The organism is Stenotrophomonas sp. YJH_SMC_73 (assembly GCF_059370155.1).
In genome coordinates this window covers 210,900-236,234 of the sequence record NZ_JCAFTJ010000005.1, presented here as the reverse complement: position 1 = coordinate 236,234, position 25,335 = coordinate 210,900, and the positions used below count along the sequence as shown (strand labels likewise).

25 protein-coding genes are annotated in these 25,335 nt (G+C 67.7%); 20 read left to right on the top strand and 5 right to left on the bottom strand.

Annotation, left to right across the window (positions count from 1 at the left end; genetic code table 11):
• The first annotated feature begins 12 nt into the window (after window positions 1–12).
• The 3 genes from sufC to AC5P8R_RS10470 are packed head-to-tail and all read left to right on the top strand — an operon-like array spanning window position 13 to window position 3,292.
• The gene (gene sufC / locus AC5P8R_RS10480; protein WP_032957818.1) at window positions 13–777 is read left to right on the top strand and encodes a Fe-S cluster assembly ATPase SufC; all 765 of its coding nucleotides are present in this window, start codon (window positions 13–15) and stop codon (window positions 775–777) included.
• Window positions 777–2,039, top strand: a complete 1,263-nt coding sequence (sufD, locus tag AC5P8R_RS10475) for a Fe-S cluster assembly protein SufD (RefSeq protein WP_049405940.1) — start codon at window positions 777–779, stop codon at window positions 2,037–2,039. The genes sufC and sufD overlap by 1 nt, the downstream gene beginning before the upstream one ends.
• Window positions 2,036–3,292 carry a cysteine desulfurase gene (locus tag AC5P8R_RS10470; RefSeq protein ID WP_032957821.1) on the top strand — a complete coding sequence of 419 codons (1,257 nt, stop codon included), beginning with the start codon at window positions 2,036–2,038 and terminating at the stop codon, window positions 3,290–3,292. Before sufD ends, AC5P8R_RS10470 begins: the two co-directional genes overlap by 4 nt.
• A 396-nt stretch (window positions 3,293–3,688) precedes the next feature.
• Here the strand turns inward: AC5P8R_RS10470 and AC5P8R_RS10465 are convergent, their stop codons facing one another.
• Window positions 3,689–4,339 carry a transposase gene (locus AC5P8R_RS10465; protein WP_014646267.1) on the bottom strand — a complete coding sequence of 217 codons (651 nt, stop codon included), beginning with the start codon at window positions 4,337–4,339 and terminating at the stop codon, window positions 3,689–3,691.
• 208 nt (window positions 4,340–4,547) lie between these two features.
• Between AC5P8R_RS10465 and AC5P8R_RS10460 the strand changes: the two genes are divergently transcribed.
• The 13 genes from AC5P8R_RS10460 to AC5P8R_RS10400 all read left to right on the top strand — a co-directional run bounded on the left by AC5P8R_RS10460 (window position 4,548) and on the right by AC5P8R_RS10400 (window position 17,972).
• Window positions 4,548–5,087 (top strand): GNAT family N-acetyltransferase, encoded by a 540-nt coding sequence (locus AC5P8R_RS10460; RefSeq protein WP_014646266.1) that lies wholly within the window; start codon window positions 4,548–4,550, stop codon window positions 5,085–5,087.
• Window positions 5,084–5,416, top strand: coding sequence for a non-heme iron oxygenase ferredoxin subunit (locus tag AC5P8R_RS10455; RefSeq protein ID WP_014646265.1), 333 nt, complete (start codon window positions 5,084–5,086; stop codon window positions 5,414–5,416). The genes AC5P8R_RS10460 and AC5P8R_RS10455 overlap by 4 nt, the downstream gene beginning before the upstream one ends.
• Before the next feature lie 176 nt (window positions 5,417–5,592).
• On the top strand, window positions 5,593–5,994 hold the full coding sequence (locus tag AC5P8R_RS10450; RefSeq protein WP_041863144.1) for a hypothetical protein: 402 nt from the start codon (window positions 5,593–5,595) through the stop codon (window positions 5,992–5,994).
• Between the two features lie 151 nt (window positions 5,995–6,145).
• Complete coding sequence (locus AC5P8R_RS10445; protein WP_495223365.1) at window positions 6,146–8,440, top strand: TonB-dependent receptor; 2,295 nt, start codon at window positions 6,146–6,148, stop codon at window positions 8,438–8,440.
• Window positions 8,441–8,508: 68 nt separating this feature from the next.
• Window positions 8,509–9,228, top strand: a complete 720-nt coding sequence (locus AC5P8R_RS10440; RefSeq protein ID WP_495223364.1) for a tetratricopeptide repeat protein — start codon at window positions 8,509–8,511, stop codon at window positions 9,226–9,228.
• 10 nt (window positions 9,229–9,238) lie between these two features.
• The gene (locus tag AC5P8R_RS10435) at window positions 9,239–9,916 is read left to right on the top strand and encodes a Fe2+-dependent dioxygenase (RefSeq protein ID WP_495223363.1); all 678 of its coding nucleotides are present in this window, start codon (window positions 9,239–9,241) and stop codon (window positions 9,914–9,916) included.
• A gap of 162 nt (window positions 9,917–10,078) precedes the next feature.
• Entirely contained in the window at window positions 10,079–10,480 is a 402-nt protein-coding gene (locus AC5P8R_RS10430; protein WP_495223361.1) for a hypothetical protein, read from the top strand.
• Between the two features lie 145 nt (window positions 10,481–10,625).
• Window positions 10,626–13,046, top strand: a complete 2,421-nt coding sequence (locus tag AC5P8R_RS10425) for a TonB-dependent receptor domain-containing protein (RefSeq protein ID WP_495223360.1) — start codon at window positions 10,626–10,628, stop codon at window positions 13,044–13,046.
• Window positions 13,047–13,237: 191 nt separating this feature from the next.
• Window positions 13,238–13,876 carry a PepSY-associated TM helix domain-containing protein gene (locus tag AC5P8R_RS10420; protein WP_014646258.1) on the top strand — a complete coding sequence of 213 codons (639 nt, stop codon included), beginning with the start codon at window positions 13,238–13,240 and terminating at the stop codon, window positions 13,874–13,876.
• Between the two features lie 26 nt (window positions 13,877–13,902).
• The gene (locus AC5P8R_RS10415; RefSeq protein ID WP_005408420.1) at window positions 13,903–14,421 is read left to right on the top strand and encodes a DUF2271 domain-containing protein; all 519 of its coding nucleotides are present in this window, start codon (window positions 13,903–13,905) and stop codon (window positions 14,419–14,421) included.
• 122 nt (window positions 14,422–14,543) lie between these two features.
• Window positions 14,544–15,347: a DUF4198 domain-containing protein gene (locus AC5P8R_RS10410; protein WP_049405594.1), complete on the top strand. Its 804-nt coding sequence runs from the start codon at window positions 14,544–14,546 to the stop codon at window positions 15,345–15,347.
• A 52-nt stretch (window positions 15,348–15,399) separates the two neighbouring features.
• Complete coding sequence (locus AC5P8R_RS10405; RefSeq protein ID WP_481440953.1) at window positions 15,400–16,371, top strand: FAD:protein FMN transferase; 972 nt, start codon at window positions 15,400–15,402, stop codon at window positions 16,369–16,371.
• Complete coding sequence (locus AC5P8R_RS10400) at window positions 16,368–17,972, top strand: sulfite reductase subunit alpha (RefSeq protein ID WP_495223358.1); 1,605 nt, start codon at window positions 16,368–16,370, stop codon at window positions 17,970–17,972. Before AC5P8R_RS10405 ends, AC5P8R_RS10400 begins: the two co-directional genes overlap by 4 nt.
• A gap of 147 nt (window positions 17,973–18,119) precedes the next feature.
• Here AC5P8R_RS10400 and AC5P8R_RS10395 read toward each other — a convergent pair whose 3' ends face one another.
• The 4 genes from AC5P8R_RS10395 to AC5P8R_RS10380 form a co-directional block, all read right to left on the bottom strand.
• On the bottom strand, window positions 18,120–18,728 hold the full coding sequence (locus tag AC5P8R_RS10395; RefSeq protein WP_014646254.1) for a HutD/Ves family protein: 609 nt from the start codon (window positions 18,726–18,728) through the stop codon (window positions 18,120–18,122).
• Window positions 18,729–18,762: 34 nt separating this feature from the next.
• Window positions 18,763–19,488: a murein L,D-transpeptidase catalytic domain family protein gene (locus AC5P8R_RS10390; protein ID WP_032957373.1), complete on the bottom strand. Its 726-nt coding sequence runs from the start codon at window positions 19,486–19,488 to the stop codon at window positions 18,763–18,765.
• Between the two features lie 17 nt (window positions 19,489–19,505).
• Window positions 19,506–20,588 carry a L,D-transpeptidase gene (locus tag AC5P8R_RS10385; RefSeq protein ID WP_046429332.1) on the bottom strand — a complete coding sequence of 361 codons (1,083 nt, stop codon included), beginning with the start codon at window positions 20,586–20,588 and terminating at the stop codon, window positions 19,506–19,508.
• A gap of 351 nt (window positions 20,589–20,939) precedes the next feature.
• Window positions 20,940–21,266 (bottom strand): ComEA family DNA-binding protein, encoded by a 327-nt coding sequence (locus AC5P8R_RS10380; protein ID WP_014036262.1) that lies wholly within the window; start codon window positions 21,264–21,266, stop codon window positions 20,940–20,942.
• A gap of 199 nt (window positions 21,267–21,465) precedes the next feature.
• On the opposite strand from AC5P8R_RS10380, the gene AC5P8R_RS10375 reads away from it, so the two are divergent.
• The 4 genes from AC5P8R_RS10375 to murU all read left to right on the top strand — a co-directional run bounded on the left by AC5P8R_RS10375 (window position 21,466) and on the right by murU (window position 25,095).
• Window positions 21,466–22,959: a M20 family metallopeptidase gene (locus AC5P8R_RS10375; RefSeq protein WP_032957377.1), complete on the top strand. Its 1,494-nt coding sequence runs from the start codon at window positions 21,466–21,468 to the stop codon at window positions 22,957–22,959.
• A 69-nt stretch (window positions 22,960–23,028) separates the two neighbouring features.
• Complete coding sequence (locus AC5P8R_RS10370) at window positions 23,029–23,298, top strand: GlsB/YeaQ/YmgE family stress response membrane protein (RefSeq protein ID WP_005415577.1); 270 nt, start codon at window positions 23,029–23,031, stop codon at window positions 23,296–23,298.
• Between the two features lie 64 nt (window positions 23,299–23,362).
• Window positions 23,363–24,388, top strand: a complete 1,026-nt coding sequence (locus AC5P8R_RS10365; RefSeq protein WP_111205814.1) for an aminoglycoside phosphotransferase family protein — start codon at window positions 23,363–23,365, stop codon at window positions 24,386–24,388.
• Complete coding sequence (gene murU, locus AC5P8R_RS10360; RefSeq protein ID WP_049408158.1) at window positions 24,385–25,095, top strand: N-acetylmuramate alpha-1-phosphate uridylyltransferase MurU; 711 nt, start codon at window positions 24,385–24,387, stop codon at window positions 25,093–25,095. Before AC5P8R_RS10365 ends, murU begins: the two co-directional genes overlap by 4 nt.
• Window positions 25,096–25,335: the final 240 nt, after the last annotated feature.

Here is a 25,335-nt window from a genome sequence, read left to right as displayed (position 1 = left end):
GAAACCCCCACCATGCTGAAGATCGAAAACCTCCACGCCCGCATCGGCGACAAGGAAATCCTCAAGGGCCTGTCGCTGGATGTGAAGCCCGGCCAGGTGCACGCCATCATGGGCCCGAACGGCGCCGGCAAGTCCACCCTGGGCAACGTCCTGGCCGGCCGCGACGGCTACGAAGTGACCGAAGGCAGCGTGCAGTTCGACGGCGTCGACCTGCTGGAGCAGGACCCGGAAGCACGTGCCGCCGCGGGCCTGTTCCTGGCGTTCCAGTACCCGGTGGAAATCCCGGGCGTGAACAACACCTACTTCCTGCGCGCGGCGCTGAACGCCCAGCGCAAGGCGCGCGGCGAAGAAGAACTCGATTCCATGCAGTTCCTCAAGCTGGTGCGGCAGAAGCTGGCCGTGCTGCACCTGAAGGACGAACTGCTGCACCGTGGCGTCAACGAAGGCTTCTCCGGCGGCGAGAAGAAGCGCAACGAGATCTTCCAGCTGGCCGTGCTGGAACCCAAGCTGGCGATCCTGGACGAGACCGACTCGGGCCTGGACATCGACGCGCTGAAGAGCGTGGCCGACGGCGTCAACGCACTGCGCGGCGCCGACCGTTCGTTCCTGGTCATCACCCACTACCAGCGCCTGCTGGACTACATCAAGCCGGACGTCGTGCACGTGCTGGCCGATGGTCGCATCGTCAAGAGCGGCGGCCCCGAGCTGGCGCTGGAGCTGGAAGCGCACGGCTATGATTTCCTGAAGGACCGGGTCGTGCCCGAGGCGGCGGTCTGATGAGCGCCCTGCTTGATTCCATGGCCCAGGCCTTCTGTGGCAGCGATGCGCGCCGCGAAGTGCTGGATGCGGCCCTGCGCGACGGCCTGCCCGCCGCCCGCAATGAAGCCTGGAAGTACACCTCGCTGCGCCAGCTGGAACGCCGTGCGTTCGCTGCAGCGCCGCTGCAGGGCCCGGCGCTGGACGCCGCGCTGCTGGACGACATCCCGGCGCCGCGCCTGGTGTTCGTCAACGGCCGCCTGGATGCCGCGCTTAGCGATGTGCAGGCCCTGCCGTCCGGCGTGCAGCTGCAGCCGCTGTCGGCCGCGCTGGCCGCTGGCGAAGACGCCGTGCGTTTCCTTGGCCGTCGCTACGAGCGCAGCGAAGAGATCTTCGCCCGGCTCAACGCCGCACTGGCCGATGAAGGCGTGGTGCTGCGCGTGGATGAAGGCGTGCAGGTCGAAACGCCGCTGCAGCTGGTATTCGCCAGCGTCGCCGGCGAAGCCGACCTGGCCTGGCACCATCGCCACCTGATCGAACTGCGCGCCGGCGCCAGCCTGGGCGTGGTCGAGCACCGCTTCAGCGTGGGTGACTCCGCCCACCTGGACAACACCGTGCTGCATGCCCACGTCGCCCGCGATGGCGTACTCAAGCACGCCCGCGTGCAGGCCGGCAGCGCCCGCCAGACCAGCTTCCTGCGTACCGACGCGGTGCTGGCCCGCGACGCGCAGTACCACCGCGTGGACCTGGAACTGGGCGCCGCGCTCAGCCGCCACGAACTGAACGTGCGCCTGGAAGGCGACAACGCCCGGCTGACCGCCAACGGCGTGCTGCTCGGCAATGGCCGCCGCCACGTCGAGACCCGCCTGGGCATCGACCACATCGCGCGCGATACCGCCTGCGAGCTGCTGTGGCGCGGCGTTGCCGCCAACCGCAGCCGCGTGGTGTTCCATGGCGGCATCCAGATCCGCGAAGGCGCCGACGGCACCGACGCGAACCTGTCCAACAAGAACCTGCTGCTGTCGGCCGATGCCGAGATCGACACCCAGCCGACGCTGGTGATCGACGCCGATGAAGTGAAGGCCGCGCACGGCGCGACCGTCGGCCAGCTCGATGCCAATGCGCTGTTCTACCTGCGCTCGCGTGGCCTGCCCCAGGTCCAGGCGCAGGCACTGCTGAGCGCTGCGTTCTGCCATGAACCGCTGAAGATCCTGCCGGACGCGTTGCGCGAGCAGCTGGCACGCCGCCTGGACAAGGCCCTGGCCGAGGCGGGTGTGGCATGAACCTGTCCACGCCACGCCCGATCGAAGAACGCACCGGCGCCCCGGACTGGGATCGCGTCCGCCTCGACTTCCCGCTGCTGATGCGTGAAGTGCACGGCAAGCCGCTGGTCTATTTCGACAACGCCAACACCGGCCAGAAGCCGGTACAGGTGATCGGCGCGGTGGATGAGTTCTACCGCCGCTACAACGCCAACGTCAGCCGCGCGGTGCATGCACTGGGCAGCGAAGCGACCGACGCCTACGAAGGCGCACGCAACAAGCTGGCACGCTTCCTCAACGTGCGCGCCAGCGACCTGGTGCTGTGCAGCGGCACCACCTTCGCCATCAACCTGGTGGCCTACTCGTGGGCGCTGCCGCGATTGAAGGCCGGCGACGTGATCCTGATCACGCGCATGGAACACCATGCCAACATCGTGCCGTGGCAGCTGGTCGCGCAACGTACCGGCGCCACCATCCGCGTGGCCGAGATCACGCCCGATGGCGCGCTGGACCTGGATGCGCTGCGCGCGGCGATGACCCCGGAGGTCAAGCTGCTGGCGGTCACCCATGTCTCCAACGTGCTGGGCACGGTCAATCCGGTGCGCGAGATCTGCCGTGAAGCGCGCAAGCGCGGCATCATCACCGTGGTCGATGGCTCGCAGGCGGTGCCGCACCGCAAGGTCGACGTCGCCGCGATCGGCTGCGACTTCTACGCCATCACCGGCCACAAGATGTGCGGTCCGACCGGCACTGGTGCGCTGTGGGCGCGCCGCGAGCACCTGGACGCGATGCCGCCGTTCCTCGGCGGCGGCGAGATGATCAAGGAAGTCAGCTTCGACGGCACCGTGTTCAACGATGCCCCGCACAAGTTCGAAGCCGGCACCCCGAACATCGCCGGTTTCATCGGCCTGGGCGTGGCCGCCGACTACCTGCAGCAGCTCGGCCAGGAGAACGTGGAAGCCCGCGAAGCCGAACTGCTGGCGCACTTCACCGAGGAGCTGCGCCGCGTCGACGGCCTGCGCATCATCGGCGAAGCGCCGGAGAAGGCCGCCGTGGTCTCGTTCCTGATCGATGGCGCGCATGCGCACGATCTGGCCACCCTGCTCGACCTGGAAGGGGTGGCCGTGCGCTCGGGGCAGCACTGCGCACACCCGCTGCTGCAGTACTTCGGCGTCGCCGCCACCTGCCGTGCCTCGCTGGCGTTCTACAACACGCACGCCGAGATCGAGCGCTTCATGACCGCGCTGACCAAGGTGCGCAAGCTTCTGGGCTGAGCCGGCACACCGGGGTCAGATCCCTTTCGCGACGCGAAAGGGATCTGACCCCACCAGTATTCCCGACAGCCGCCGCTGCGACCGCAATGCCCGCCGGATCGCGACCAGATGAACGTGGCATACCGCCCGCAGCACACCGGGGTCAGATCCCTTTCGCCACGCGAAAGGGATCTGACCCCACCAGCATTCCCGACAACCGCCGTTGCGACCGCAATGCCCGCCGGATCGCGACCAGATAAACGTGGCATACCGCCCGCAGCACACCGGGGTCAGATCCCTTTCGCCACGCGAAAGGGATCTGACCCCACCAGCATTCCCGACAGCCGCCGTTGCGACTGCAATGCCCGCCGGATCGCGACCAGATGAACGCGGCATACCGCCCGCAGCACACCGGGGTCAGATCCCTTTCGCCACGCGAAAGGGATCTGACCCCACCAGCATTCCCGACAGCCGCCGTTGCGACTGCAATGCCCGCCGGATCGCCAGCAGATCCCCCGCCGGAATACCCGCCTCGATGAACTCCACATAGCGCCTGCACCGTTCATCCGCATCAGAACCCATCAGCTCAAATGCCGAATGCGGCTCGAGCAGCGCATTGGGCCTGCCACGCGCATTGGCACGATAGCTCGACCAGCGATAGTCACCGGGATGCGCCACCTTCCCCGCCCGAACCGGATTGAGCTCGATGTAGCGCTGGCAGGCCAGCAGATAGCGATCCGTATCCACCTGCGTGGAATGGAAACGTCCTTCCCACAGGGTTCCCGTGCGGCCCTGTCGATCGTTCACCCGGCGCACGTAGGCCCGGTTTACCGCCTGCATCATCCGAGACAAGCCGCCGGACACATCGGGTGTCGCCAGCAGGTGGATGTGATTGTCCATCAGCACATAGGCGTGGACCCGGCACTGCTGCTGACCTGCGTGATGACACAGCAGGCGCAGGTAGGCGACGCGGTCGCCATCCGCAAAGAACACGCGCTGACGATTGTTGCCGCGCTGGACGACATGTTGCGGATATCCGGGCGCATCGATGCGCCGTGGCCTTGGCATGGGCTGCTCCTGGTAGCAGGGGGTCAGGGCCCTTCGCTGCGCAAAGGGATCTGACCCCGAGCATCTGCCGATTCCGGGCCCGTGCCAGTCGGTCCATGGCCTGCCGTTGAGTCAGTAGATGCCGGGGTCAGATCCCTTTCGCGTTGCGAAAGGGATCTGACCCCACTCCCCCATTTGCGCCCGCCCACGCCCCACCTAGAATGGGGCCATGAGCACCCTGACCTTCCGCGCCGCCACGCCGGCCGACATCCCCGCCCTGATCGCCCTCGTCACCTCGGCCTACCGTGGCGACGCCAGCCGCGTTGGCTGGACCACCGAAGCCGACCTGCTGGATGGCGCCCGCATCGACGCCGAAGGCATCCAGGCCGACCTCGACCGCCCGCGCTCCACGATCCTGCTGGCCGAGCGCGAGGGCCAGCTGGTGGCCTGCGCCCACGTTGCCGACGTCGACGGCAACGGCTACTTCGGCATGTTCTCGGTCGATCCTGCCCAGCAGGGCGGCGGGGTCGGCAAGCAGCTGATGGACGCCGCCGAAGCGCACGCCGCACGCGAATGGAAGGTGCCGGTGATGCAGATGACGGTGATCGACGTACGCGACGAACTGATCGCCTTCTACGAGCGCCGCGGCTACCAGCGTACCGGCATCAAGAAGCCGTTCCCGTATGGCGACGAACGCTTCGGAATCCCCAAGCGCGACGACCTGCGCTTCGAGGTCCTGGAAAAGCCACTGGCCGGAGCCGCCGCGTGAGCGATACCTGGACCTTCGTGTGTGCCGGCAACGAGCTGCTGCCCGGTGAAATGAAGAGCGTGTTCGACGAAGTGACCGGCACGCCGATCGTGGTGTTCAACCTCGACGGCGAGCTGTACGCGCTGGAAGACCAGTGCACGCATGAGGAGTTCGAGCTGTCCTCGGGCGAGTTCAACACCGACGAAGGCAGCGTGGAATGCGTGCTGCACGGCGCGCGCTTCGACGTGCGCGATGGCCGCGCCCTGTGCGCCCCGGCCTATACGCCGGTACCCAAGTTCCCGGTGAAGCGCGAACACGACGCCGTCTGGACCCGCGACGACCGCGATTGACGCGGCGTTCGGCCGCCGGCGACTCCGCCCAGGGGGGTGGAAGCCAGCGGAGCGCGCTGAGAGGCGTTCAGGGGCCCCCCGGGCCTCCAGACCGCTCGTTCGCCCGCGCATATGCGAATCATTATCGTTGATGTTATCCTACGTAACATCTTCGTAACGACTCCGTCCCCTGCGCCATGGCTTTGCCCGCGCCCGCCGCCACGCTGTGCCAGCTTGCCCGCCATGGGTGGCCGTTGGCTGTGGCCCTGCTGCTGACGCTGCTGCTGGGCTGGTCGGCCCTGCACGAAGGGCGCGATGGACCCGCCACCTACGGCTGGCAGGCACACGCTGAAGATCTTCAGCAGGCTATGCCGATGCCGGCCCCGCCGGCGGACGAGTGCCCGCGCCATGCGGTGCCAGCACCGGAGCCGCCGCTGGATGGCGAGGGCACAACGCCCTGTACCGGACTGGCTCCCCCGCGCGCCGCCCTGGTCGCGCATGTTCCGCTGTGGCGCTCCGATGCCCTGCACTGGCAGCTGCACGATCCCGCACTGCGGTTGAACCCCGGCCACGCACCGCCCGCACCGCACGCCAGCTGAGGCGCCCTGCGGCCATTGCCGTGCGCCTGGAGTCGTCCGCCGCCCAGCCGAGCATCGGCTCGGCTCTACAGAAAACGCCCTCTACATGCCGTCGCGCTGTCTGCGCTTCGGCCCTCGCCCCTTTCCGATCCCAGCCACTACCACCCAAGCCATGACCCACATCACGTCCCGCAAGCGCGCCCCGCGCGTTTCCCTGCTCGCCACCGCCACCCTGGCCGCCGGCTTCGCGCCGTTGGCCGCACAGGCGGCCGACAGCGCTGACGCAGCCTCCTCCCGCAAGGCCACCGAGCTGGACAAGGTGCAGGTGCGCGGCAGCTGGTTCAATCCGTCCTCGCCGAAGTTCACCGCTGAACTGCTGGACACCCCGAAGTCGGTGTCGATCGTCTCGGAGAAGCTGATCGCCGAAACCGGTGCGACCAACCTGCAGGATGCGCTGCGCATGGTGCCGGGCATCACCTTCGGTGCCGGCGAAGGCGGCAACCCCACCGGTGATCGCCCCTTCATCCGTGGCTTCGATTCGCAGAGCAACGTCTTCGTCGATGGGCTGCGCGACGTCGGCTCGCAGACCCGCGAGATCTTCGACCTGGAGCAGGTGGAAGTAGTCAAGGGCCCGAGCTCGGCCTACGGCGGCCGTGATTCCGGCGGTGGCAGCCTGAACCTGGTCAGCAAGACGCCGAAGCTGAAGAACGAGACCAGCGCCAGCATGGGCATCGGCACCGACAGCTACGCGCGCGGCACCGTGGACGCCAACTACGTGCTGGGCGATGGCATCGCCGCCCGTCTGAACCTGATGAAGCACGAGTCGGACATCGCCGGCCGTGACGCCGCCAATGTCAGCCGCTGGGGTATCGCGCCGTCGATCGCGTTCGGCCTGAACGGCCCGGCCCAGCTGATCGCCAGCCACTACCACATGCAGAGCGATGACCTGCCGGACGCGGGTGGCTTCCCGTATGGCAACCCGAACGGTGCGCCGGCCTCGAAGTGGGTCGACGGCCGCCCGATGGTGCCGGACCGCAACAACTACTACGGCCTGGTCGACCGTGACTTCCAGCGTACCCGCGCCGACATCAGCACCCTGGATGCCAGCTACGACTTCGGCGGCCACAAGCTGCGCAACATCGCGCGCCTGGGCAACACCAGCAACGACTACCTGTGGACCCAGCCGGACGACAGCCAGGGCAACCCGAACAACTACGGCACCCTGTGGCGCCGGACCAACAGCCGTGCCGTCGACGTCAAGAGCTTCGCCGACCAGCTGGGCCTGACCGGTGCCTTCCAGACCGGTGCGCTCAAGCACAGCTACAGCGCGGGCGTGGAATACAGCGACGAGAAGATGACCCGCGGCAGCTATCTGATGGCCCCGGGCACCAGCAACCCGCTCACCGGCAACAGCAAGTGCCCGACCACCGGCGCGGCCACCGGCTACAACTGCACCGATTTCGCCAATCCGAACCCGCGCGATCCGTGGGCGGCCACCCATTCGGTGTACCGCAGCGACAAGGCACTGGACGTAGAGCAGCGCACCAAGACCACCTCGGCCTACGTGTTCGACACCATCGAGCTCAATGAGCAGTGGATGATCAACCTCGGCCTGCGCTACGACGACTTCCGCACCACCCTGACCACCCCGGTGGCCGGCAAGGCACCGACCCGCGTGCGCAACAGCAACGACTTCCTGAACTACCAGGCCGGCGTGGTGTTCAAGCCGGCCGCCAACGGCAGCATCTACCTGTCGTGGGGCACCTCCTCGACTCCGCCGGGCATGGACGGTGGTGATGGTTCGGACGGCCTGAGCGCCGCCGTGGCCGACCTCAAGCCGCAGGATACGAAGAACCTCGAGCTGGGCACCAAGTGGGACCTGTTCGACCAGCGCCTGAACCTCACCGCGGCGATCTTCCACACGGTGATGAACAACGCGCGCGTGACGGTCGACAACGGCACCAGCCAGAATGCCGGCAAGAAGGAAATCAACGGCTTCGAGCTGGGCTTCACCGGCCAGCTGACCGACGCCTGGAGCCTGTACGGCGGCTACACCTACCTGGACTCGGAACTGAAGGACAACGGCTTCGTCTGTGGTGCACCGGTCGGCCGCACCTGCCCGTCCAACGTCTACGTGCCCTCGCCGTACAACGGCAACGTATTCCCGAACACCGCCAAGCACAGCGCCAACCTGTGGACCACCTACCGCTTCCCCATCGGCCTGACCGTCGGTGCCGGTGCGTTCTACTCGGACAAGCAGTACGGTGATGTCGCCAACACCAAGTGGATCGCCAGCTACACCCGCTTCGACGCGATGGCCAGCTACGCGATCCAGGACAACATCAGCCTGCAGCTCAACGTGCAGAACCTGACCGACAAGACCTACTTCACCAAGGCCTATGCCTCGCACTACGCGAGCATCGCCCCGGGTCGCTCGACCACCCTGGCACTGAACGTGAAGTTCTGATGTAGCTTCGCTCCACCACGGCGGCAGGCTCTCCTGCCGCCGTTTTTGTTTCCGGCGATACTCACCCCATGGCAACCCGTACCCCCATCGACAGCGACGCCCTGGCCGAGCTGCTGCAGCACGATCCGCAGGCCGCGTTCGCACGCGTGCGCGACGCTGCGCAGGCTGGGCAGGTCGAGGCACAGCTGCTGCTCGCGCAGATGCACATGGAAGGCAAAGGCACCGCACAGGACGCCTCGGCGGCGCTGCTCTGGTACGAAACCGCCGCCAACAACGGCGCGCCGATGGCGATGAACATGCTCGGCCGCTGCCATGAGCTGGGCCACGGCACGGCGGTCAACCTGGCGCTGGCGGCGGTGTGGTACCGGCGCGCGGCCGACACCGGCCTGGACTGGGGCCTGTACAACCTGGCCAACCTGCTGGCCACCGGCCGCGGCATTGCGCAGGACCGCGCGCAGGCACTGGCCCTGTACACCCGTGCCGCGCACCTGGGCCACGCCAAATCGATGAACCTGCTGGCCCGCCACCTCGAAGACGGGCTGGATACCGCATCCGATCCGCAGGCGGCGCTGGCCTGGTACCAGCGCGCGGCCGAGGCCGGTGATTTCCGCGGCCAGGCCAACTACGCCTCGATCCTGCTGCAGGCCGGCCAGGTCGAGCAGGCCGTGCACTGGCTGCGGCTCGCACTGGCGCACGGCAGCCTGGCATTCATGGCGCACATCGTGCCGGAGCTGGCCGCGTCACCGCATCCACAGGTGCGCGCCCTGGTCGCACCGCCGTCCCTCTGAGGAGTCCCGCATGCTGCTGCACATCCCCGACATTCTCAGCGCCGACCAGGTCGCCGACTTCCGCCGCCGCCTCGACGCCGCCGACTGGACCGATGGCCGCGAAACCGTGGGGCATCTGGGCGCACAGGCCAAGCACAACCAGCAGCTGCCCGAGGCTTCGCCGCTGCGCCGCGAACTGGGCGAGATCATCCTCGTCGCGCTGGCCCGGCACCCGCTGTTCTTCAGTGCCGCGCTGCCGCTGAAGTACCTGCCACCACGCTTCAACCGCTACAGCGGTGGCGGCACCTATGGCTACCACGTCGATGGCGCGGTGATGAACCTGGCCAATGGCGAACAGCTGCGTTCGGACATCTCCTGCACCCTGTTCCTGTCGGCGCCGGACGAATACGAAGGCGGCGAGCTGATCGTCAGCGATACCTACGGCGAGCACGAAGTGAAGCTGCCGGCCGGCGACCTGATCGTGTACCCGTCCAGCAGCCTGCACCAGGTGCGGCCGGTCACCCGCGGCGCGCGCGTGGCCTCGTTCTTCTGGGTGCAGAGCATGATCCGCGACGATGTGCAGCGCCGCCTGCTGTGGGAAATGGATGGCGCGATCGAGCGCCTGCGGCAGACCGGCGGCGACGCCGAGGCGATCCTGCAGCTGACCGGCGTGTACCACAACCTGCTGCGGCGCTGGAGCGAAGTCTGAGCCTTGCCGGGCCGGCCTGCGAGATTTGTCAATCATTCTCATTTGCAACGGCTAACAGCTCTCATTACAATCACGCCCCGTTGATGCCCGCCGCTGCCGGCAGCCCCAGGGGACCCCCGCTTGCTTCGCCCGCTTCGCCCTCGCCCACTCGTCCATCGCAAGATGGGCACCGCCATGCGCGGCCATCGTCCCGCGCTGGCCAGCCTGCTGGCGTGGGTGGCGATGCTGGCGTTGCTGCTGGGCACCCTGCCGCTGCTGCCACAGGCCCAGGCCGGAATGGCCGTGCAGATGCCACTGGAAGAACGTGGCGGCGAAACACCCCTGCAGGAAGAGGCGCCGGCCAAGCTGCGCCGCGGCGCCTCCGCTCCGGTGAAGTCGGCCGAGAAGGCACGCCCGCCGTTGCTGCTGGCCAGCCACTGGCTGCGCACTGAGCTCGACCTCGTACCCGCCATGCCGGCCATGCCCGGCGTGCGCCCGGACTGGCCGCTGGCCGCTCCGGACACGCCCTGGGCCGATGCGCCCGGGCGCCGTCAGCAACGCGGCCAGGCGCCGCCGCTCGCCTGATCCACGGCCCGACGTGACCGCCTGCGCGGTCGCGCCTGCACGCCGCTGCCTGCTTCATCCCTGCCGCCCCTGACCGGCCCTTCCGTGCCTGCCGCGCCCTTCGCGCACGGCACCGCGCCACCCTGCATCCTTCGAGGTAACTGCCATGGCCCAGCGCCATCGTGTCCGTTCGTCCCTGTCCCGTACCCTGCTGACCAGCGCCGTGCTGGCGGCTTGCGCCAGCCCCGCCTTCGCCCACGGTGACGCCGCAGGCGCGCCGCAGACGCTGGACAAGGTGGTGGTCACCGCCGCCGGCTTCGAGCAGAAGGTGATCGATGCCCCGGCCAGCATCAGCGTGGTCAGCCGCGAGGAACTGAGCAAGCGCCCGTACACCAGCCTGGTCGATGCGCTGCGCGACGTCGAAGGCATCGACGTCGGCCTGGAAGCGACCGACAAGAACGGCCGCGCCACCGTGTCGATGCGCGGCCTGCCGTCCGAGTACACCCTGGTGCTGATCGACGGCCGCCGCCAGAGCAATGTCGGCCAGATCTATCCGAACAACTTCGGTGGCGGCCAGTTCGCCTACCTGCCCCCGCTGGATGCGATCGAACGCATCGAAGTCGTGCGCGGGCCGATGTCCACGCTGTACGGTTCGGACGCGATGGGCGGTGTCATCAACATCATCACCCGCCGAAACCAGGACAGCTGGCACGGTTCGGTCAGCCAGGGCTTCACCGTGCAGCAGGACGACCAGTTCGGCGATGCACGCACCACCGACCTCTACCTCAGCGGCCCTTTGCTGAAGGAGCGCCTCAGCCTGGCAGTACGCGGCAGCTACTACGACGCGAAGGCTTCCAACCCGGAATGGGATGCGTTGTCCCTGCCCGACGGCACCCTGTGGGAGCGCAGCATCGGCTTCGGCGGTGGTGGCAAGTCGGTGGCCAACACCAACTGGAACAGCGGCGTGCGGTTGGACGTCCGCATCAACGACGATCACGAACTGTGGCTGGACTACGACGTGTCGCGGCAGAAGTTCGACAACAGCGAAGGCCAGACCGGCACCCTCGACAGCCTGGCCAGCCTGTGGCGCGTCGGCAATGCCGTCATTCCCAACCCGAACGGCAGCGGTACCGTCACCCGTCGCGTGGTGCAGCCGCGCGTGGGCTACACCGCCTACCAGCGCTACGAACGCGACCAGTTGTCGCTGACCCATCAGGGCCGCTACAGCTTCGGTACCTGGCAGACCTCGCTGACCCACAGCAAGAGCAGCAACCTGGGCCGTTCGCTGCCGCTGACCCTGGAAGAGCGCGCCAACCTGCAGACGCTATGGAATGACGTCTGCCGCCGCACCGGTGCTGCCAACAACTGTGCGGCCGGCCGCGGCAACGCCCTGGCTGCCCTCAACCCGAGCGAGATGGCGCGCCTGCAGGCGTTCCTGCCGCGCCCGCTGCGCACCATGGAACTGGAAGGCTACGTGCTCGACACGATGCTCGACCTGGACTTCGGCGCGCACACGCTGACCGTGGGCGGCCAGTACAACGACACTGACATGGTCGACGGTGTGTTCGGCATGGATGGCGCCGGCTACCGCAGCAACGTCAAGCAGACGCACCGCATGTGGGCGCTGTTCGCCGAGGACAACTGGGCGCTGACCGACACCCTCACCTCCACCTTCGGCCTGCGCTACGACGACCACAACGTATTCGGCAGCCATGTCAGTCCGCGTGGCTACTTGGTGTGGAATGCCAGCGATGCGTGGACCTTCAAGGGCGGCGTCAGCACCGGCTACAAGACCCCGCGTCCGGACCAGCTGTTCCCGGGCATCACCGGCTTCGGTGGCCAGGGCGTGCTGCCACTGGTCGGTTCGCCGAACCTCAAGCCGGAAACCAGCACCAACTACGAGCTGGCCGCTTACTACGAAGGCCAGCGCTGGGGCTTCAACGTCACCGGCTTCTTCAACACGTTCGAAGACAAGATCGCCAGCGGCGGCACCTTTGCGAACTGCGAAGTAGCCCGCGCCGGCAGCGGCTACTGCGTGGACATCGGCCCGGGCTGGGCGGCACTGGGCTACAGCACGTTCACCCAGAGCGTGAACATCGACAAGGCCGAGACCCGCGGTGCCGAACTGGCCGCGCATGTCGACCTGCTCGACACCCTGCAGCTGCGCGGCAACTACACCTGGACCAGGAGCGAGCAGACCAGCGGCGCGCAGAAGGGCCTGCCGATCAGCGGCACGATGCCGGCCAGGCACATGGCCAATGCCAGCCTCAACTGGCAGGTCAACGAAGCGATCAGCCTGTCGCTGATCGGCGAAGGCCGCTACGACCGCTACCGCGACACGCTGCTGGACGCCAACGGCGCCAGCCACACCCGCTACTACCAGGACTACACCATCTTCCATCTCGGTGGCAGCTGGAAGGCCACGCCATGGCTGACGGTGAACGCACGGGTCAACAACCTGTTCGACAAGGACTTCGTTTCGCAGTCGTGCCTGCTGATCAGCCAGAGCGAGTTCAACTGCGTGGACGACTACGCGACCAAGGACCAGCGCCGCAGCTACTGGATCTCGTTGAACGCGAAGTTCTGATCGCCGCGCCCGGCCCCGGTGGGTGCCGACCTTGGTCGGCACCGCTTCATCCACGCGTGGCGTGGATCTACCGATCGGTAGTGCCGGCCGCTGGCCGGCAATCGCCCTCCAGCGATACAGAACGACACGCAATTGCGAGCTATTCTCATCAATGATGTAATGGGCAGTCCCCGTCCGCCTCGAACCGTGCCGTGAGCCGTCCTGCCTCTTCCACCGTGGCGCAGCAACAGAACCGTGGCTTCTGGCTGCGGACGCTGCACCAGTGGCACTGGATCAGCTCGGCGGTGTGCCTGATCGGCATGCTGCTGTTCGCGGTGACCGGCCTGACCCTCAACCACGCCGCGAAGATCGAAGCCAAACCCCAGGTGCAGAACCAGCATCTGGAACTGCCGGCCGATCTGCTCGGCCAGCTCGGCACGCGCGAAAACGGCAATGCACCGATTCCGCGCCCGGCCCGGCACTGGCTGGACACGCAGCTGGGCATCGCCATCGGCGGGCGCCCGGCAGAGTGGTCGGCCGAGGAGATCTACCTGTCGCTGCCGCGCCCCGGCGGCGACGCCTGGCTGAGCATCGATCGCGGGACCGGCGCGGTGGAGTACGAATCAACCTCGCGCGGCGCGGTGTCCTACCTCAACGACCTGCACAAGGGCCGCAACGCGGGCCCGGCGTGGGGCTGGTTCCTGGACCTGTTCGCCGTGGCCTGCCTGGTGTTCTGCATCACCGGCCTGTTCCTGCTGCACCTGCATGCACGCCAGCGGCGCATGACCTGGCCGCTGGTCGGCCTCGGCCTGATGATTCCGCTGCTGATCGCCCTGCTGCTGATCCACTGACTTTCCTTCGTTTCCGGAGCCGCCCCATGCGCGTCACCCTGACCATCGCCCTCAGCGGCCTGCTGGCCACCTCGCCGGCGTACGCCACCACCCTCGACATCAACGTCGAAGTGCCCAAGCTCAACGTGGCCGAGTACCACCGCCCGTACGTGGCGGTGTGGCTGGAAGGCGCCGACCAGAAGGTCGCGGCCAACCTGTCGGTCTGGTACCAGCAGACCAGCAACAGCGAAGGCCACGGCACCAAGTGGCTGCCCGACCTGCGCCAGTGGTGGCGCAAGAGCGGCCGCACCCTGCAGGTGCCGGTGGACGGCGTGACCGGCCCGACCCGCCCGGCCGGCAAGCACGCGCTGTCGTTCAACGACAGGCAGCCGGCACTGAAGCAACTGGCCCCGGGCAACTACACCCTGGTGGTGGAAGCGGTGCGCGAAGTCGGTGGCCGCGAACTGCTGAAGATCCCCTTCACCTGGCCGGCCACCGCCGCGCAGAACGGCAAGGCGCAGGGCGCCACCGAACTGGGCCAGGTCACCCTCGCCGTCAAACCATAACTGCCTGAGCCGGGGTCGGATCCCTTCCGCAGGAAGGGCTCTGACCCCATCGCCCTATCCCTCGGGGTCAGAGCCCTTTCCGCTGGAAAGGGATCCGACCCCTTCCAACTGGAGTCTTCCGCATGAAGCGCACGCTCGTCCTCGCCGCCGCCCTGGCCGCTGCCCTTCCCTTCTCCGCCCTGGCCCACAAGGCCTGGCTGCTGCCCTCGCAGACCGTGATCGCCGGCAACGCGCCGTGGATCACCGTCGACGGTGCGGTCTCCAACGATCTGTTCTACTTCAACCACGTGCCGCTGCGCCTGGAATCGCTGGTGATCACCGCGCCGGACGGCAGCACCGTGCAGCCGCAGAACGCGTCGACCGGCAAGTACCGCAGCGTGTTCGACATCGAACTGAAGCAGTCGGGCACTTACCGCATCGCGTCGGTCAATGACGGCCTGTTCGCCACGTACGAGCAGAACGGCGAGCGCAAGCGCTGGCGCGGCAGCGTGGCTACCTTCGGTGAACTGCCGAAGGACGCGAAGAAGCTGGAAGTGAGCCAGTCGATCGGCCGCGTGGAGACCTTTGTCACCAACGGTGCGCCGAACGACACCGCGCTGAAGCCGACCAACCGTGGCATCGAGCTGGTCGCCGTCGGCCACCCGAATGACCTGTTCGCCGGCGAGGAAGCCACCTTCCGCGTGCTGGTCGATGGCAAGCCGACCGCCGGCCTGCAGTTCGAGATCGTGCGTGGCGCCACCCGCTACCGCAACGCGCAGGACGAGCTGAAGCTGACCAGCGATGCCAAGGGCGAGATCAAGGTGACCTGGCCGGAAGCCGGCATGTACTGGCTGGAGACCGGCACCGAGGACAACAAGACGTCGGTGAAGCAGGCCGCCAAGCGCCGCCTGAGCTACGTCGCCACGCTGGAAGTGCTGCCGCAGTAATGTGGACCGCGATGCCGGGCATTCCCCGGCATCGCCACCGCAACGCATCACCATGACCGATTCCCATCTCGACATCGCCCGCCTCGGTGGCACCACCATGGGCACCACCTGGAGCGTGTCGCTGGTCGCGTCGCGCCAGCGCGACCTGCACCCGCTGCACGCCGGCATCCAGGCGCGGTTGGACGACGTGGTCGCGCAGATGAGCACCTGGGAGCCCGGCTCGGATCTGAGCCGCTACAACCGCGCCGACGCTGGCCAATGGTGCGTGCTGCCGGCGGAGACCCGCCACGTTGTGACCTGCGCACAGGCCATCGCTGCCGCCAGTGACGGCGCCTTCGATCCCACCATCGGTCCGCTGGTTGCACTGTGGGGCTTCGGTGCACAGGCCGGTGAACGCCGCCAGCCCGACGCCGCTACCCTGCAGGCCACCCGTGAGCGTTGCGGTTGGCAGCGCCTGCAGTGGCAGGATGATGCGCTGCTGCAACCGGGCCGGCTGGAACTGGATCTCTCTGCGATCGCCAAGGGCTTCGGCGTCGATCACGTCGCCGCTTGGCTGCGCGCGCAAGGCATCGCTGCAGCATTGATCGAAGTCGGCGGCGAACTGGCCGGCTACGGCCGCAAACCGGACGGCCAACCGTGGCGCGTGCTGGTGGAATCCGCACCGGAAGAGGATGTGCACACCGAAACCCCGCCACGGGTGCTGGCGCTGGACGGCAAGGCGGTGGCCACTTCGGGCGATCGCTGGCACCAGTACCAGGCCGATGGCGAGGCCTACAGCCACAGCCTCGACCCGCGTACGGGCAGGCCGGTGCAGCAGGTCGCCGCAGCGGTCACCGTCGTGGCCGACGACGCCATGCACGCCGATGCCTGGGCTACCGCACTGACCGTGCTGGGTCGCGAACAGGGCATGGCGCTGGCCGAGCGCGAAGGACTGGCCGCGCGCTACCTGCAACGCACCGCAGACGGCCCGCAGGAATTTCTCAGCAGCGCCTTCCAGCGTCTGCTCGACGGGCAGGACGCATGAGCACTCGGCCATCGCGTGCGTGGCTCGGCAACACACTTGTACTGATCGTACTGGCGCTGATCGCCTGTGCGCTGCTGCGCCTGCACCTCGGCGAAGCCTGGTGGCAGGGCGCACCGCCGGCACGGCAATCGCAGATCGCCATCATCGCCACCGCGCTGTACGCGCTGGCCTGCGCAGCCCTGTGGTGGCGCACTCGTCCGCGCGATGATGCGGCGTCCGCCGATACCGCAACGCTCCTGCTGGTCTGGTCCAGCCAGACCGGCTTTGCCCGCGAACTGGCCGAACGCAGTGCCGAGGCCCTGCGTGGTGCCGGCGTGCCGGTGCGTGTGCGCGGGCTGCATGAGGTCGACGCCGCATTGCTGGCCGACAGCCAGCGCGCGCTGTTCATTGCCAGCACCACCGGCGAAGGCGATCCGCCCGACCACGCCCTGCCGTTCCTGCGCGGGGTGATGGCCGCGCCGCCTCCGTTGCAGCATCTGCAGTACGGCGTGCTAGCGCTGGGCGACCGCAGCTATGGCCACTTCTGCGGATTCGGCCACCAGCTGGACCAGTGGCTGCGCCAGCACGGCGCGCACCCGCTGTTCGATGCGATCGAGGTCGACAATGCCGATCCGGCGGCGCTGCGACATTGGCAGCAGCTGCTGGGACAACTTGGCGGAGGCGCCACTGAACTGCCTGACTGGAGCCCGGCCGAGTATCAGCCGTGGACGTTGCTGCAACGCCAGCATCTGAATCCGGGCAGCCCAGGCGGCCCGGTGTACCGGGTGCGCCTGCAGCCACCGCCTGGCGTCGATGTGCAGTGGCAGGCCGGCGACATCGCCGAGATCGGCCCGCAGCACCCACGCCACAGCGCGCGCGCCTGGCTCGATGCACAGGGCTTCAATGCAGACACCAAGCTGGATGACGGGCAGGCGTTGCTGGCCCGTATCGAGCGCTCGCATCTGCCCTCGCTGGTTCCTCCGGGTGATCTGCCCGCACTGCTGGCAACCCTGCAACCGCTGCCGCATCGCGAGTACTCGATCGCCTCGGTGATGGCCGACGGCGCGGTGGAGCTGCTGGTGCGCCGCCGACTGCGCGCCGACGGTACACCCGGCATCGGCAGCGGCTGGCTGTGCGACCACGCGCCCATCGGCGAACCGGTGCAACTGCGGCTGCGCCGCAACGACAATTTCCATGGCGTGCCCACCGATGTACCGCTGCTGCTGATCGGCAACGGCACCGGCATCGCCGGCCTGCGCGCGCACCTGCACGAACGTGCCCAGCGCGGCGCGCGCCGCACCTGGCTGCTGTTCGGCGAGCGCACCGCCGCGCACGACTTCCATTTCGGCGAAGAACTGCAGGCGATGCTGGCCAGCGGCACGCTGGCACGGCTGGATGCAGTGTTCAGCCGCGACGGCGGCGCGCATCGCTATGTGCAGGACCGGCTGCAGGCCGAAGCGGCGACGCTGCGGCAGTGGGTCGATGAAGGCGCGACGATCCTGGTCTGCGGCAGCCTGCAGGGCATGGCCCCGGGCGTGGATGCAGTGATCGAGCGGGTGCTGGGTACCGCAGGCAGGGAAGCGCTGCTGCTGGCCGGTCGTTACCGGCGCGATGTGTATTGAACGAACCATCGGGGTCGGTTCCCTTTCCGCAGGAAAGGGCTCTGACCCCAACCACAGCCGCACCATGACGGCGTGTCCAGGCATGGTGGCAACCGCACGGCAGTAGATCCACGCCATGCGTGGATGGCGCCCACCGGCGCCCAGGAATCATGCCCCCGCCGCGCTCACCCGTATCGCCAACAACTCGCCACCACCGCTGAGCGCATGCCGTTGCCTCTCGCCCGCCGCCAACCACGCGGTGTCTCCCGCCTGCAGCGCCGGCAGGCCACTATCGGCACCGAACTGCGCCTGTCCGGCCAGCAGATGCAGCGCCCACGCAACGCCCGGTTCGCAGAAGAAGAACATCGACCCCACCAGCGGCCGGTGCAGCAGTTCGGCCTGCAGCAGCTCGCGCTTCCACATCAGGTTGAAGTCGTGGGTGGTGCCATCGACCAGTTCACCGTGCAGCGCTTCTTCACCGGCAAAGCGCACCCGCCCGTGCGGCGGCAGCACCTGGGCCACGCGGCCATCCTCGAAACGCAGGCGCACGCCATTGCCCTGCAGCAGCACCAGTTCTCGCTCCACGCCGGGGAAGGTGGAGAACGCAGCGTCCTGCTCGATCTCGGCCACCGACAGGCGCAGCGCCCAGTCATCACCCTCTGCGGGCAGGCGCAGGATCTCGCGGGTCCAGCCAAGTCCATTCCGCCAGCGTTCGCGACGATAGTCCAGGCTGGAAATGACCTGGCTCGGAGTGTGCAACAGGGAGTCGACGTTCATCGGCGCATTGCATCACGCCACGCGCCATCATGCATCACCGCGTAGCGAGCGTGCCCTGGCCACCGCATCCGCCGGCCAGCAGCTGCGAGTGCTTCAGCCAATCCTGGTCAGGGTAGTAAGCAAACACCATCGTGCCGCCACGCAACGCATCGATCAGCGGCTTGGCCACCGAAAGGCGCACCGCCGGGCAACCCAGGCTGCGACCCAAGCGCCCCTGCAGCTGCGCGGTGGCCGGGTTCACGTACGGCGCACCGTGGATGACGATCGCGCGTTCGCGCGCACGGTCGTTGAAGCCCGGCTCCAGCCCGGCCAGGCGCAGCGAATATCCATTACCGCCCATGTAGGTCTCCTGCGCGGTGAACGCGCCGAGGCTGGACATGAAACTCCCATCGCGGTTGGAGAAGTGCTGGGTGCGGTTCTCGCCGCTGTTGCGGCCATGCGCCACCCATTCCTCGAACAGCAGGCGCTGGTGGGCCAGGTCGAACACCCACAGGCGCGGCTCGGTGGACGGCCGCGAATAATCGATCACGCTGAGACGATCACCGTTGATGCCCAGCTCCGGACGCTGCAACGCACAGCGCATGGCGTGCGCCGCCAGCTGCAACACGTGGCGGTCAGCCTTGGGCGCACTGCGCGACAGCAAGGCAGCCAGATCATCAGCGCTGGTGGCAAGGGCGGGCGTCTGTGCCAGCGCCGGGGCGCTGGCCGAGGTCGCCAGCAGGCCGAACGCGGCCAGCCGGCACAGGCGGGATGCAGTCATGGGCACAACGAGGGGACTCAGTTGCCCTTGAGGGTGGACCCTGGCGGCTCGGATTCCAAGACCGGCTGCATTCCGGATTCAGCCGGGCTTGGGCGGACCGCCGGCAACGAGGTCACCAGCAGGGTCGTGCCCGGCACCAGCACCTGGTACAGCTGGCGGGCAAAATCGGCCGGCAGCGCCATTGGCAACGAGGGCGTGGCCAGCAGGTCCGGGGTGGCCTGGGCACGATCCTGGCCCAGCAGCGGATAGGCCGTCCACTGGTGCAGGCGCTGGTTCACGTCCAGCGGGCTGGGCGTATCGCTGTAGCCCTGCCCCATCACGAACAGCGTGGTGCCCTGGAATGCGGGCAGGGCGTCGGCCTTCAGCGGCGACTCGCCGATCATCACGCCGTCGCGCAGCACGTACAGGCGCTGGTCATGCAGGCTGACCAGGATGCCGACCTGCCCGGCCGGGGCTGCGCTGTCGTCCCACCAGGCCTGCGCCGGGGCCCCGCCCTCGGTTTCCGGCAAAGCCTGGCCGCGCGCGTTGACCGGTGCCAGCACCGAAGGATAGGCCAGGGTCATCGGCGAACTCTTGGCGTCGGCCACCACCACCGTATCGCCGCGCTGGGTTTCGCTGAACAGCTTCTGCGCGAACGCCTGCGGCAGGCGCACGCAGCCATGCGAGGCCGGATGCCCGGGCAGGCTGCCGCCATGCAGGGCGATGCCATCCCAGGTCAGCCGCTGCATGTAGGGCATCGGCGCGCTGTTGTAGAGGTTGGACCTGTGGTCCTTGTCCTTCTGCAGGATGGTGAACACGCCGGTCGGCGTCTCGTGCCCGGCCTTGCCCGAGCTGATCGTGGTCAGGCCGATGGCGATGCCGTTGCGGTACACGTAGGCGCGCTGCTCATCGAGGCTGACCACCAGCACGATCGGGCCGGTCGGTGAGATTTCCGGATGCCACAGGTACTCGCCCGGCTTCAGGTCGGTCGGTCCGCGCACTTCAGCGGTGCTGGCTTCGGCCGCAGGCTTGGCTGTCGGCGTCGGCGCAGCGGCATGGGCCAGCAGTGGCAGGGTCAGTGCCAGGGCGAGCATCAGGGTCGTGGGACGGTGCACAAGCATCCAGCGGGGTCCTTTCCATGCGGAGCGGCCACCGTACACCATCGGCCCGTGGTGGCCGCGGCAAAACCAGGCGCCGGAAATGAAATTGCCCGGCGACACAGCCATGTGTCGTACCGGGCAATCGTTACGTCCTTGTCGGCCTGCTGCCGCCCCCTCGCATCCTGCGCTGTGGGGGTAGCGTTGCATCCTGCACGCGGCCGCGTCTGTCCTGTTTGTATCTCAGCCCCTTCCACAGGTCTGTGATGCCACCATCCTGGTGATTGGTGCCGCGTCCTGCGGCGGTCGGTGGTCACGGCCTTCCTGTCCGTGACCGGTGAACCAGCCTCCTGCCGGTTCCGACGATTCCTGCTGTCAGCGCCTGGGTACGGTCCGCACCGGTACCGATCCGGGTACCGGATCCGCCGGCAACAACCTGTTGCCTACGGTGATCCGCTGTCGATTCCGTTCGACGATCGCTTTCCCTATCCCCTTCACCTGCGTCAGGTCCTCGACGCGATGAAACGGGCCGTGTCTGCGCCGGTGCTCGACGATCGCCTCGGCCTTGGCGGCTCCGACCATCGTCAATCCCTGCTGCAGCGCCTGGGCATCGGCGCGGTTGATGTCGATCGGTTCGGCGGCATGCGCCCCAGCGATCCCCACTACCAGCACCAGCGCCCTCAACACGACAAACCAAGGCACGACGTGTATCTCCCTGTGATTCTGGCCGCCCCGACCGGCAATCCCGTCGGCAGGAACAGTGTCCGTCACCACATGTGCACAGCCTATCGGTTTCCCGGATTTCCGTAAGCCAGCCAAATACCCGACGTGATGTAGGAAAAACCCTACCCGCGGCACAGGCGTAGAATGGCCGGATCAGCCCATGCAACCGGAGTTTCAGATGGACAGCGCCAAGCTCGGCCAATTCGTCAATGACAAGTGGGACAGCGAAATCGTCCCGCAGTTGGTCGACTACATCCGCATTCCCAACAAGTCGCCGATGTTCGACGCCAATTGGGTGCAGAACGGCTACATGGAACAGGCGGTCACCCTGATGGAGAACTGGGCCAAGGCCCAGCAGCTGCCCGGCCTGAAGGTTGAAGTGGTGCGCCTGGAAGGCCGTACCCCACTGATCTTCCTGGAAATTCCGGCTACCGGCGCCGAAACCGGCGACGACACCATCCTGCTCTATGGCCACCTGGACAAGCAGCCGGAAATGACCGGCTGGGACGACGACCTCGGCCCGTGGACCCCGGTCCTGCGCGGCGACAAGCTGTATGGCCGCGGCGGTGCGGACGACGGCTACGCGATCTTCGGCTCGCTGGCTGCGGTACTGGCACTGCAGGCCCAGGGCCTGCCGCACGCCCGCTGCGTGGTGCTGATCGAAGCGTGTGAAGAGTCCGGCAGCTACGACCTGCCGGCCTACGTCGACCACCTGGCCGACCGCATCGGCAAGCCGTCGCTGGTGGTCTGCCTGGATTCGGGCTGCGCCAACTACGACCAGCTGTGGTGCACCACCTCGCTGCGCGGCCTGACCGGCGGCAATTTCACCGTGAAGGTGCTCAACGAAGGCGTGCATTCCGGCGATGCCTCCGGCGTGATCCCGTCCAGCTTCCGCCTGCTGCGCCAGATCCTTTCGCGCATCGAGGACCAGGACACCGGCCGCATCCTGATCGACGGCATGAACGTGGAGATCCCGGCCGAGCGCCTGGAACAGGCCAAGCGTGCCGCCGAAGTGGTGGATACCGAGATCTTCGAGAAGTTCCCGATGGTCGACGGCCTGCGCCCCATGAACGAGGACCTGACCGAGCTGGTGCTCAACCGCACCTGGCGCCCGGCGCTGTCGGTCACCGGCGTCGGTGGCATGCCGCCGCTGGAATCGGCCGGCAACGTGCTGCGTCCGCAGACCTCGGTGAAGCTGTCGCTGCGCCTGCCGCCGACCGCCGATGGCAAGACCTGCGGCGAGCTGCTGAAGGAAGCACTGCTGCGCGACCCGCCGAACGGCGCGCAGGTCACCCTGGACCTGGAAAAGGCCTCCACCGGCTGGAATGCCCCGGCGATGGCGCCGTGGCTGACCCAGGCCATCGACGACGCAAGCCAGGCCTTCTTCGGCAAGCCGGCGATGTACATGGGCGAAGGCGGCTCGATCCCGTTCATGGGCATGCTGGGCGAGAAGTTCCCGGGCGCGCAGTTCATGATCACCGGCGTGCTCGGCCCGCACTCCAATGCGCATGGCCCGAACGAGTTCCTGCACATCCCGATGGGCAAGAAGGTCACCGCCTGCGTATCCAAGGTGATCAGCGAGCACTACGCCGCCAGCCTGCGCGGCGAGACCAGCGGCTCGCCGGTGGCTGCCGACAGCGGCACCCGCCACGGCGACCACGGCTGCTGCTGATCCGGCACTCGTGACGGACGCAGCCTGGCCTTGCTAGGCTGCGTCCACACTCAAGCGGAATCCGCGCGCATGAATGGTCTGTTCGGCAGCAGCAGCTGGCTGTACATCCTGCTGGTCGGCTTCTTCGTCGGCCTGCTCGGGCGTTTCTTCATGCCCGGCAACAACCGCATGGGCTGCCTGCTGACCATCGTGCTGGGCATCCTTGGTGCCCTGCTGGCCGGTTGGTTCGGCCAGTACATGGGCTGGTACGCCCCCGGCGAACCGGCCGGTTTCCTCGGCGCGGTGGTGGGCGCGGTGGCCGTGCTGGCCGTCCTGCGCCTGTTCAGCGGTCGCCGCTGACGCCGCTCCCCCTTCCCTTCCTGTTGCCGACGTTGGCGCGCCCGGCGCGCCCGGATATGCCCGCATGACCGAACCCGCCTCCGATCCCCAGCGCAGCGCGCAGCGCCTGCAGTGGGCCCGTACCCAGCTCGATGATGCCAACGCGGTGGTCGAACGCGCTTCGGTTGACGCCGGCATGCGCAGCTACTGGCGCGCCACCAGCACGCGCGGCAGCCACATCGTGATGGACGCCCCGCCGGGGCTGGAAGATCCGCGGCCGTGGCTGCGCATGCGCGGCCTGCTGCACGACAACGGTCTGCGCGTGCCCATGCTGCTCGCGCAGGACCTGGATGCCGGCTTCCTGCTGCTGGAAGATCTCGGCGGCCCGACCCTGGCCAGGATCCTCGACGAGCGCAACGCTGACGAATGGTTCGGTCGTTCGATCGAGCAGCTGCTGCGCCTGCAGGCGATCCCGGTGCCGGCCGACTTCGGCCAGTTCGGCGAAGCACTGCTGCAGCGCGATGCCGGCCTGTTCGACGAATGGTTCCTGCAGCGCCACCTGAACCTTGAACTGGACTGCGGCGAGATCGAAGGCCTGCAGCTGGTGCATCGCCGCCTGATGGACAACGCGCTGGGCCAGGCCCAGCTGATGACCCACCGCGACTACATGCCGCGCAACCTGATGCCGGTCGACGACGGCCCCGCAGTGCTGGATTTCCAGGACCTGGTGCGCGGCCCGATCGCCTACGATGCGGTGAGCCTGTTCAAGGACGCCTTCCTGAGCTGGCCACTGCAACGCGTGGACGAATGGCTGGCGCAGTATCACGAGCGCGCCCGCGACACCGGCCTGCCGGTGCCCGACCGCGCCACCTTCCTGCGCGATGCCGACTGGATGGGCATCCAGCGCCACGTGAAGATCCTGGGCCTGTTCTGCCGGCTGCGTTACCGCGACAACAAGGGCCATTACCTCGACGACGCACCGCGCTTCATCACCTATCTGGATGAAGTGCTGCCGCGCTACCGCGAGCTGGCACCGCTGCAGCAGCTGCTGGACGACCGCATCAAGCCGGCGCTGGCCGAGCTGGGTGCACCGATGCGCGTAGCCCGATGAAGGCACTGGTCTTTGCCGCCGGCCTCGGCGAGCGCATGCGCCCTTTGACCCTGCACACGCCCAAGCCGCTGCTGGAAGTGGCTGGCAAGCCGTTGATCGTCTGGCACCTGGAACGCCTGGCCGCACTCGGCGTGCGCGAGGTGGTGGTCAACACCGCATGGTTGGCCGAACAGTTCCCGGCGACGCTTGGCGATGGCAGCCAGTGGGGCCTGCGCCTGCATTTCCTGTACGAAGGGCAGACCCCGCTGGAAACCGGCGGCGGCATCCTCAACGCCCTGCCGGTGCTGGGCGATGCCCCGTTCCTGGTAGTGAACGGCGACATCTGGACCGATTTCGATTTCGCCACGCTGCCGCGCGAGCCGCAGGGCCAGGCGCACCTGGTGCTGGTCGACAATCCGGTTCAGCACCCGAATGGTGACTACCGCCTGGATGCACAGGGGTTCCTGCACCACGACCGCGAAGGACCGTGCCTGACCTATGCCGGCATCGGCGTGTACCGTCCTTCGATCGTGGCCGACTGGCGCGCGGTGATCGGCGATGCGCCGGGCAGCGAGCGGCTGCCACCGAAGTTCTCGGTGGTGCCGCTGCAGAAGCACTTCATGGCGCAGGGGTTGATGACCGGGCAGCACCATCGCGGGCGCTGGACCGACGTCGGCACGGTGGATCGCCTGCGCGCGCTGGATGCGGAGTTGGCGGCGAACGGCTGAGCCCCTCGTGGTTGGTCGCGTAGAGCGGATCGCGTGCTTGGCCGGGCGGGTGGGCCATGCAGGGGACGCTGCAAGTACGTCCCTGTAAGCTCGATGGCGCCATCCATGGCGCCAACGCCCCTGCATGGCCCACCCGCCCGGCCTCTGACAGTTTCCGTGCGCGTCCAGCCACGGAAGAAAGAAAGAAAAGCAGAAGCGGGTCGCTTCGCTCTGGTGACGACCAACGGTCGTCACCCACCA

Coding starts and splice junctions, on each gene's coding strand:
- sufC (WP_032957818.1), top strand. CDS start 13: ATGCTGAAGATCGAAAACCTCCACGCCCGCATCGGCGACAAGGAAATC.
- sufD (WP_049405940.1), top strand. CDS start 777: ATGAGCGCCCTGCTTGATTCCATGGCCCAGGCCTTCTGTGGCAGCGAT.
- AC5P8R_RS10470 (WP_032957821.1), top strand. CDS start 2,036: ATGAACCTGTCCACGCCACGCCCGATCGAAGAACGCACCGGCGCCCCG.
- AC5P8R_RS10465 (WP_014646267.1), bottom strand. CDS start 4,339: ATGCCAAGGCCACGGCGCATCGATGCGCCCGGATATCCGCAACATGTC.
- AC5P8R_RS10460 (WP_014646266.1), top strand. CDS start 4,548: ATGAGCACCCTGACCTTCCGCGCCGCCACGCCGGCCGACATCCCCGCC.
- AC5P8R_RS10450 (WP_041863144.1), top strand. CDS start 5,593: ATGGCTTTGCCCGCGCCCGCCGCCACGCTGTGCCAGCTTGCCCGCCAT.
- AC5P8R_RS10445 (WP_495223365.1), top strand. CDS start 6,146: ATGACCCACATCACGTCCCGCAAGCGCGCCCCGCGCGTTTCCCTGCTC.
- AC5P8R_RS10440 (WP_495223364.1), top strand. CDS start 8,509: ATGGCAACCCGTACCCCCATCGACAGCGACGCCCTGGCCGAGCTGCTG.
- AC5P8R_RS10435 (WP_495223363.1), top strand. CDS start 9,239: ATGCTGCTGCACATCCCCGACATTCTCAGCGCCGACCAGGTCGCCGAC.
- AC5P8R_RS10430 (WP_495223361.1), top strand. CDS start 10,079: ATGGGCACCGCCATGCGCGGCCATCGTCCCGCGCTGGCCAGCCTGCTG.
- AC5P8R_RS10425 (WP_495223360.1), top strand. CDS start 10,626: ATGGCCCAGCGCCATCGTGTCCGTTCGTCCCTGTCCCGTACCCTGCTG.
- AC5P8R_RS10415 (WP_005408420.1), top strand. CDS start 13,903: ATGCGCGTCACCCTGACCATCGCCCTCAGCGGCCTGCTGGCCACCTCG.
- AC5P8R_RS10410 (WP_049405594.1), top strand. CDS start 14,544: ATGAAGCGCACGCTCGTCCTCGCCGCCGCCCTGGCCGCTGCCCTTCCC.
- AC5P8R_RS10405 (WP_481440953.1), top strand. CDS start 15,400: ATGACCGATTCCCATCTCGACATCGCCCGCCTCGGTGGCACCACCATG.
- AC5P8R_RS10400 (WP_495223358.1), top strand. CDS start 16,368: ATGAGCACTCGGCCATCGCGTGCGTGGCTCGGCAACACACTTGTACTG.
- AC5P8R_RS10395 (WP_014646254.1), bottom strand. CDS start 18,728: ATGAACGTCGACTCCCTGTTGCACACTCCGAGCCAGGTCATTTCCAGC.
- AC5P8R_RS10390 (WP_032957373.1), bottom strand. CDS start 19,488: ATGACTGCATCCCGCCTGTGCCGGCTGGCCGCGTTCGGCCTGCTGGCG.
- AC5P8R_RS10385 (WP_046429332.1), bottom strand. CDS start 20,588: ATGCTTGTGCACCGTCCCACGACCCTGATGCTCGCCCTGGCACTGACC.
- AC5P8R_RS10375 (WP_032957377.1), top strand. CDS start 21,466: ATGGACAGCGCCAAGCTCGGCCAATTCGTCAATGACAAGTGGGACAGC.
- AC5P8R_RS10370 (WP_005415577.1), top strand. CDS start 23,029: ATGAATGGTCTGTTCGGCAGCAGCAGCTGGCTGTACATCCTGCTGGTC.
- AC5P8R_RS10365 (WP_111205814.1), top strand. CDS start 23,363: ATGACCGAACCCGCCTCCGATCCCCAGCGCAGCGCGCAGCGCCTGCAG.
- murU (WP_049408158.1), top strand. CDS start 24,385: ATGAAGGCACTGGTCTTTGCCGCCGGCCTCGGCGAGCGCATGCGCCCT.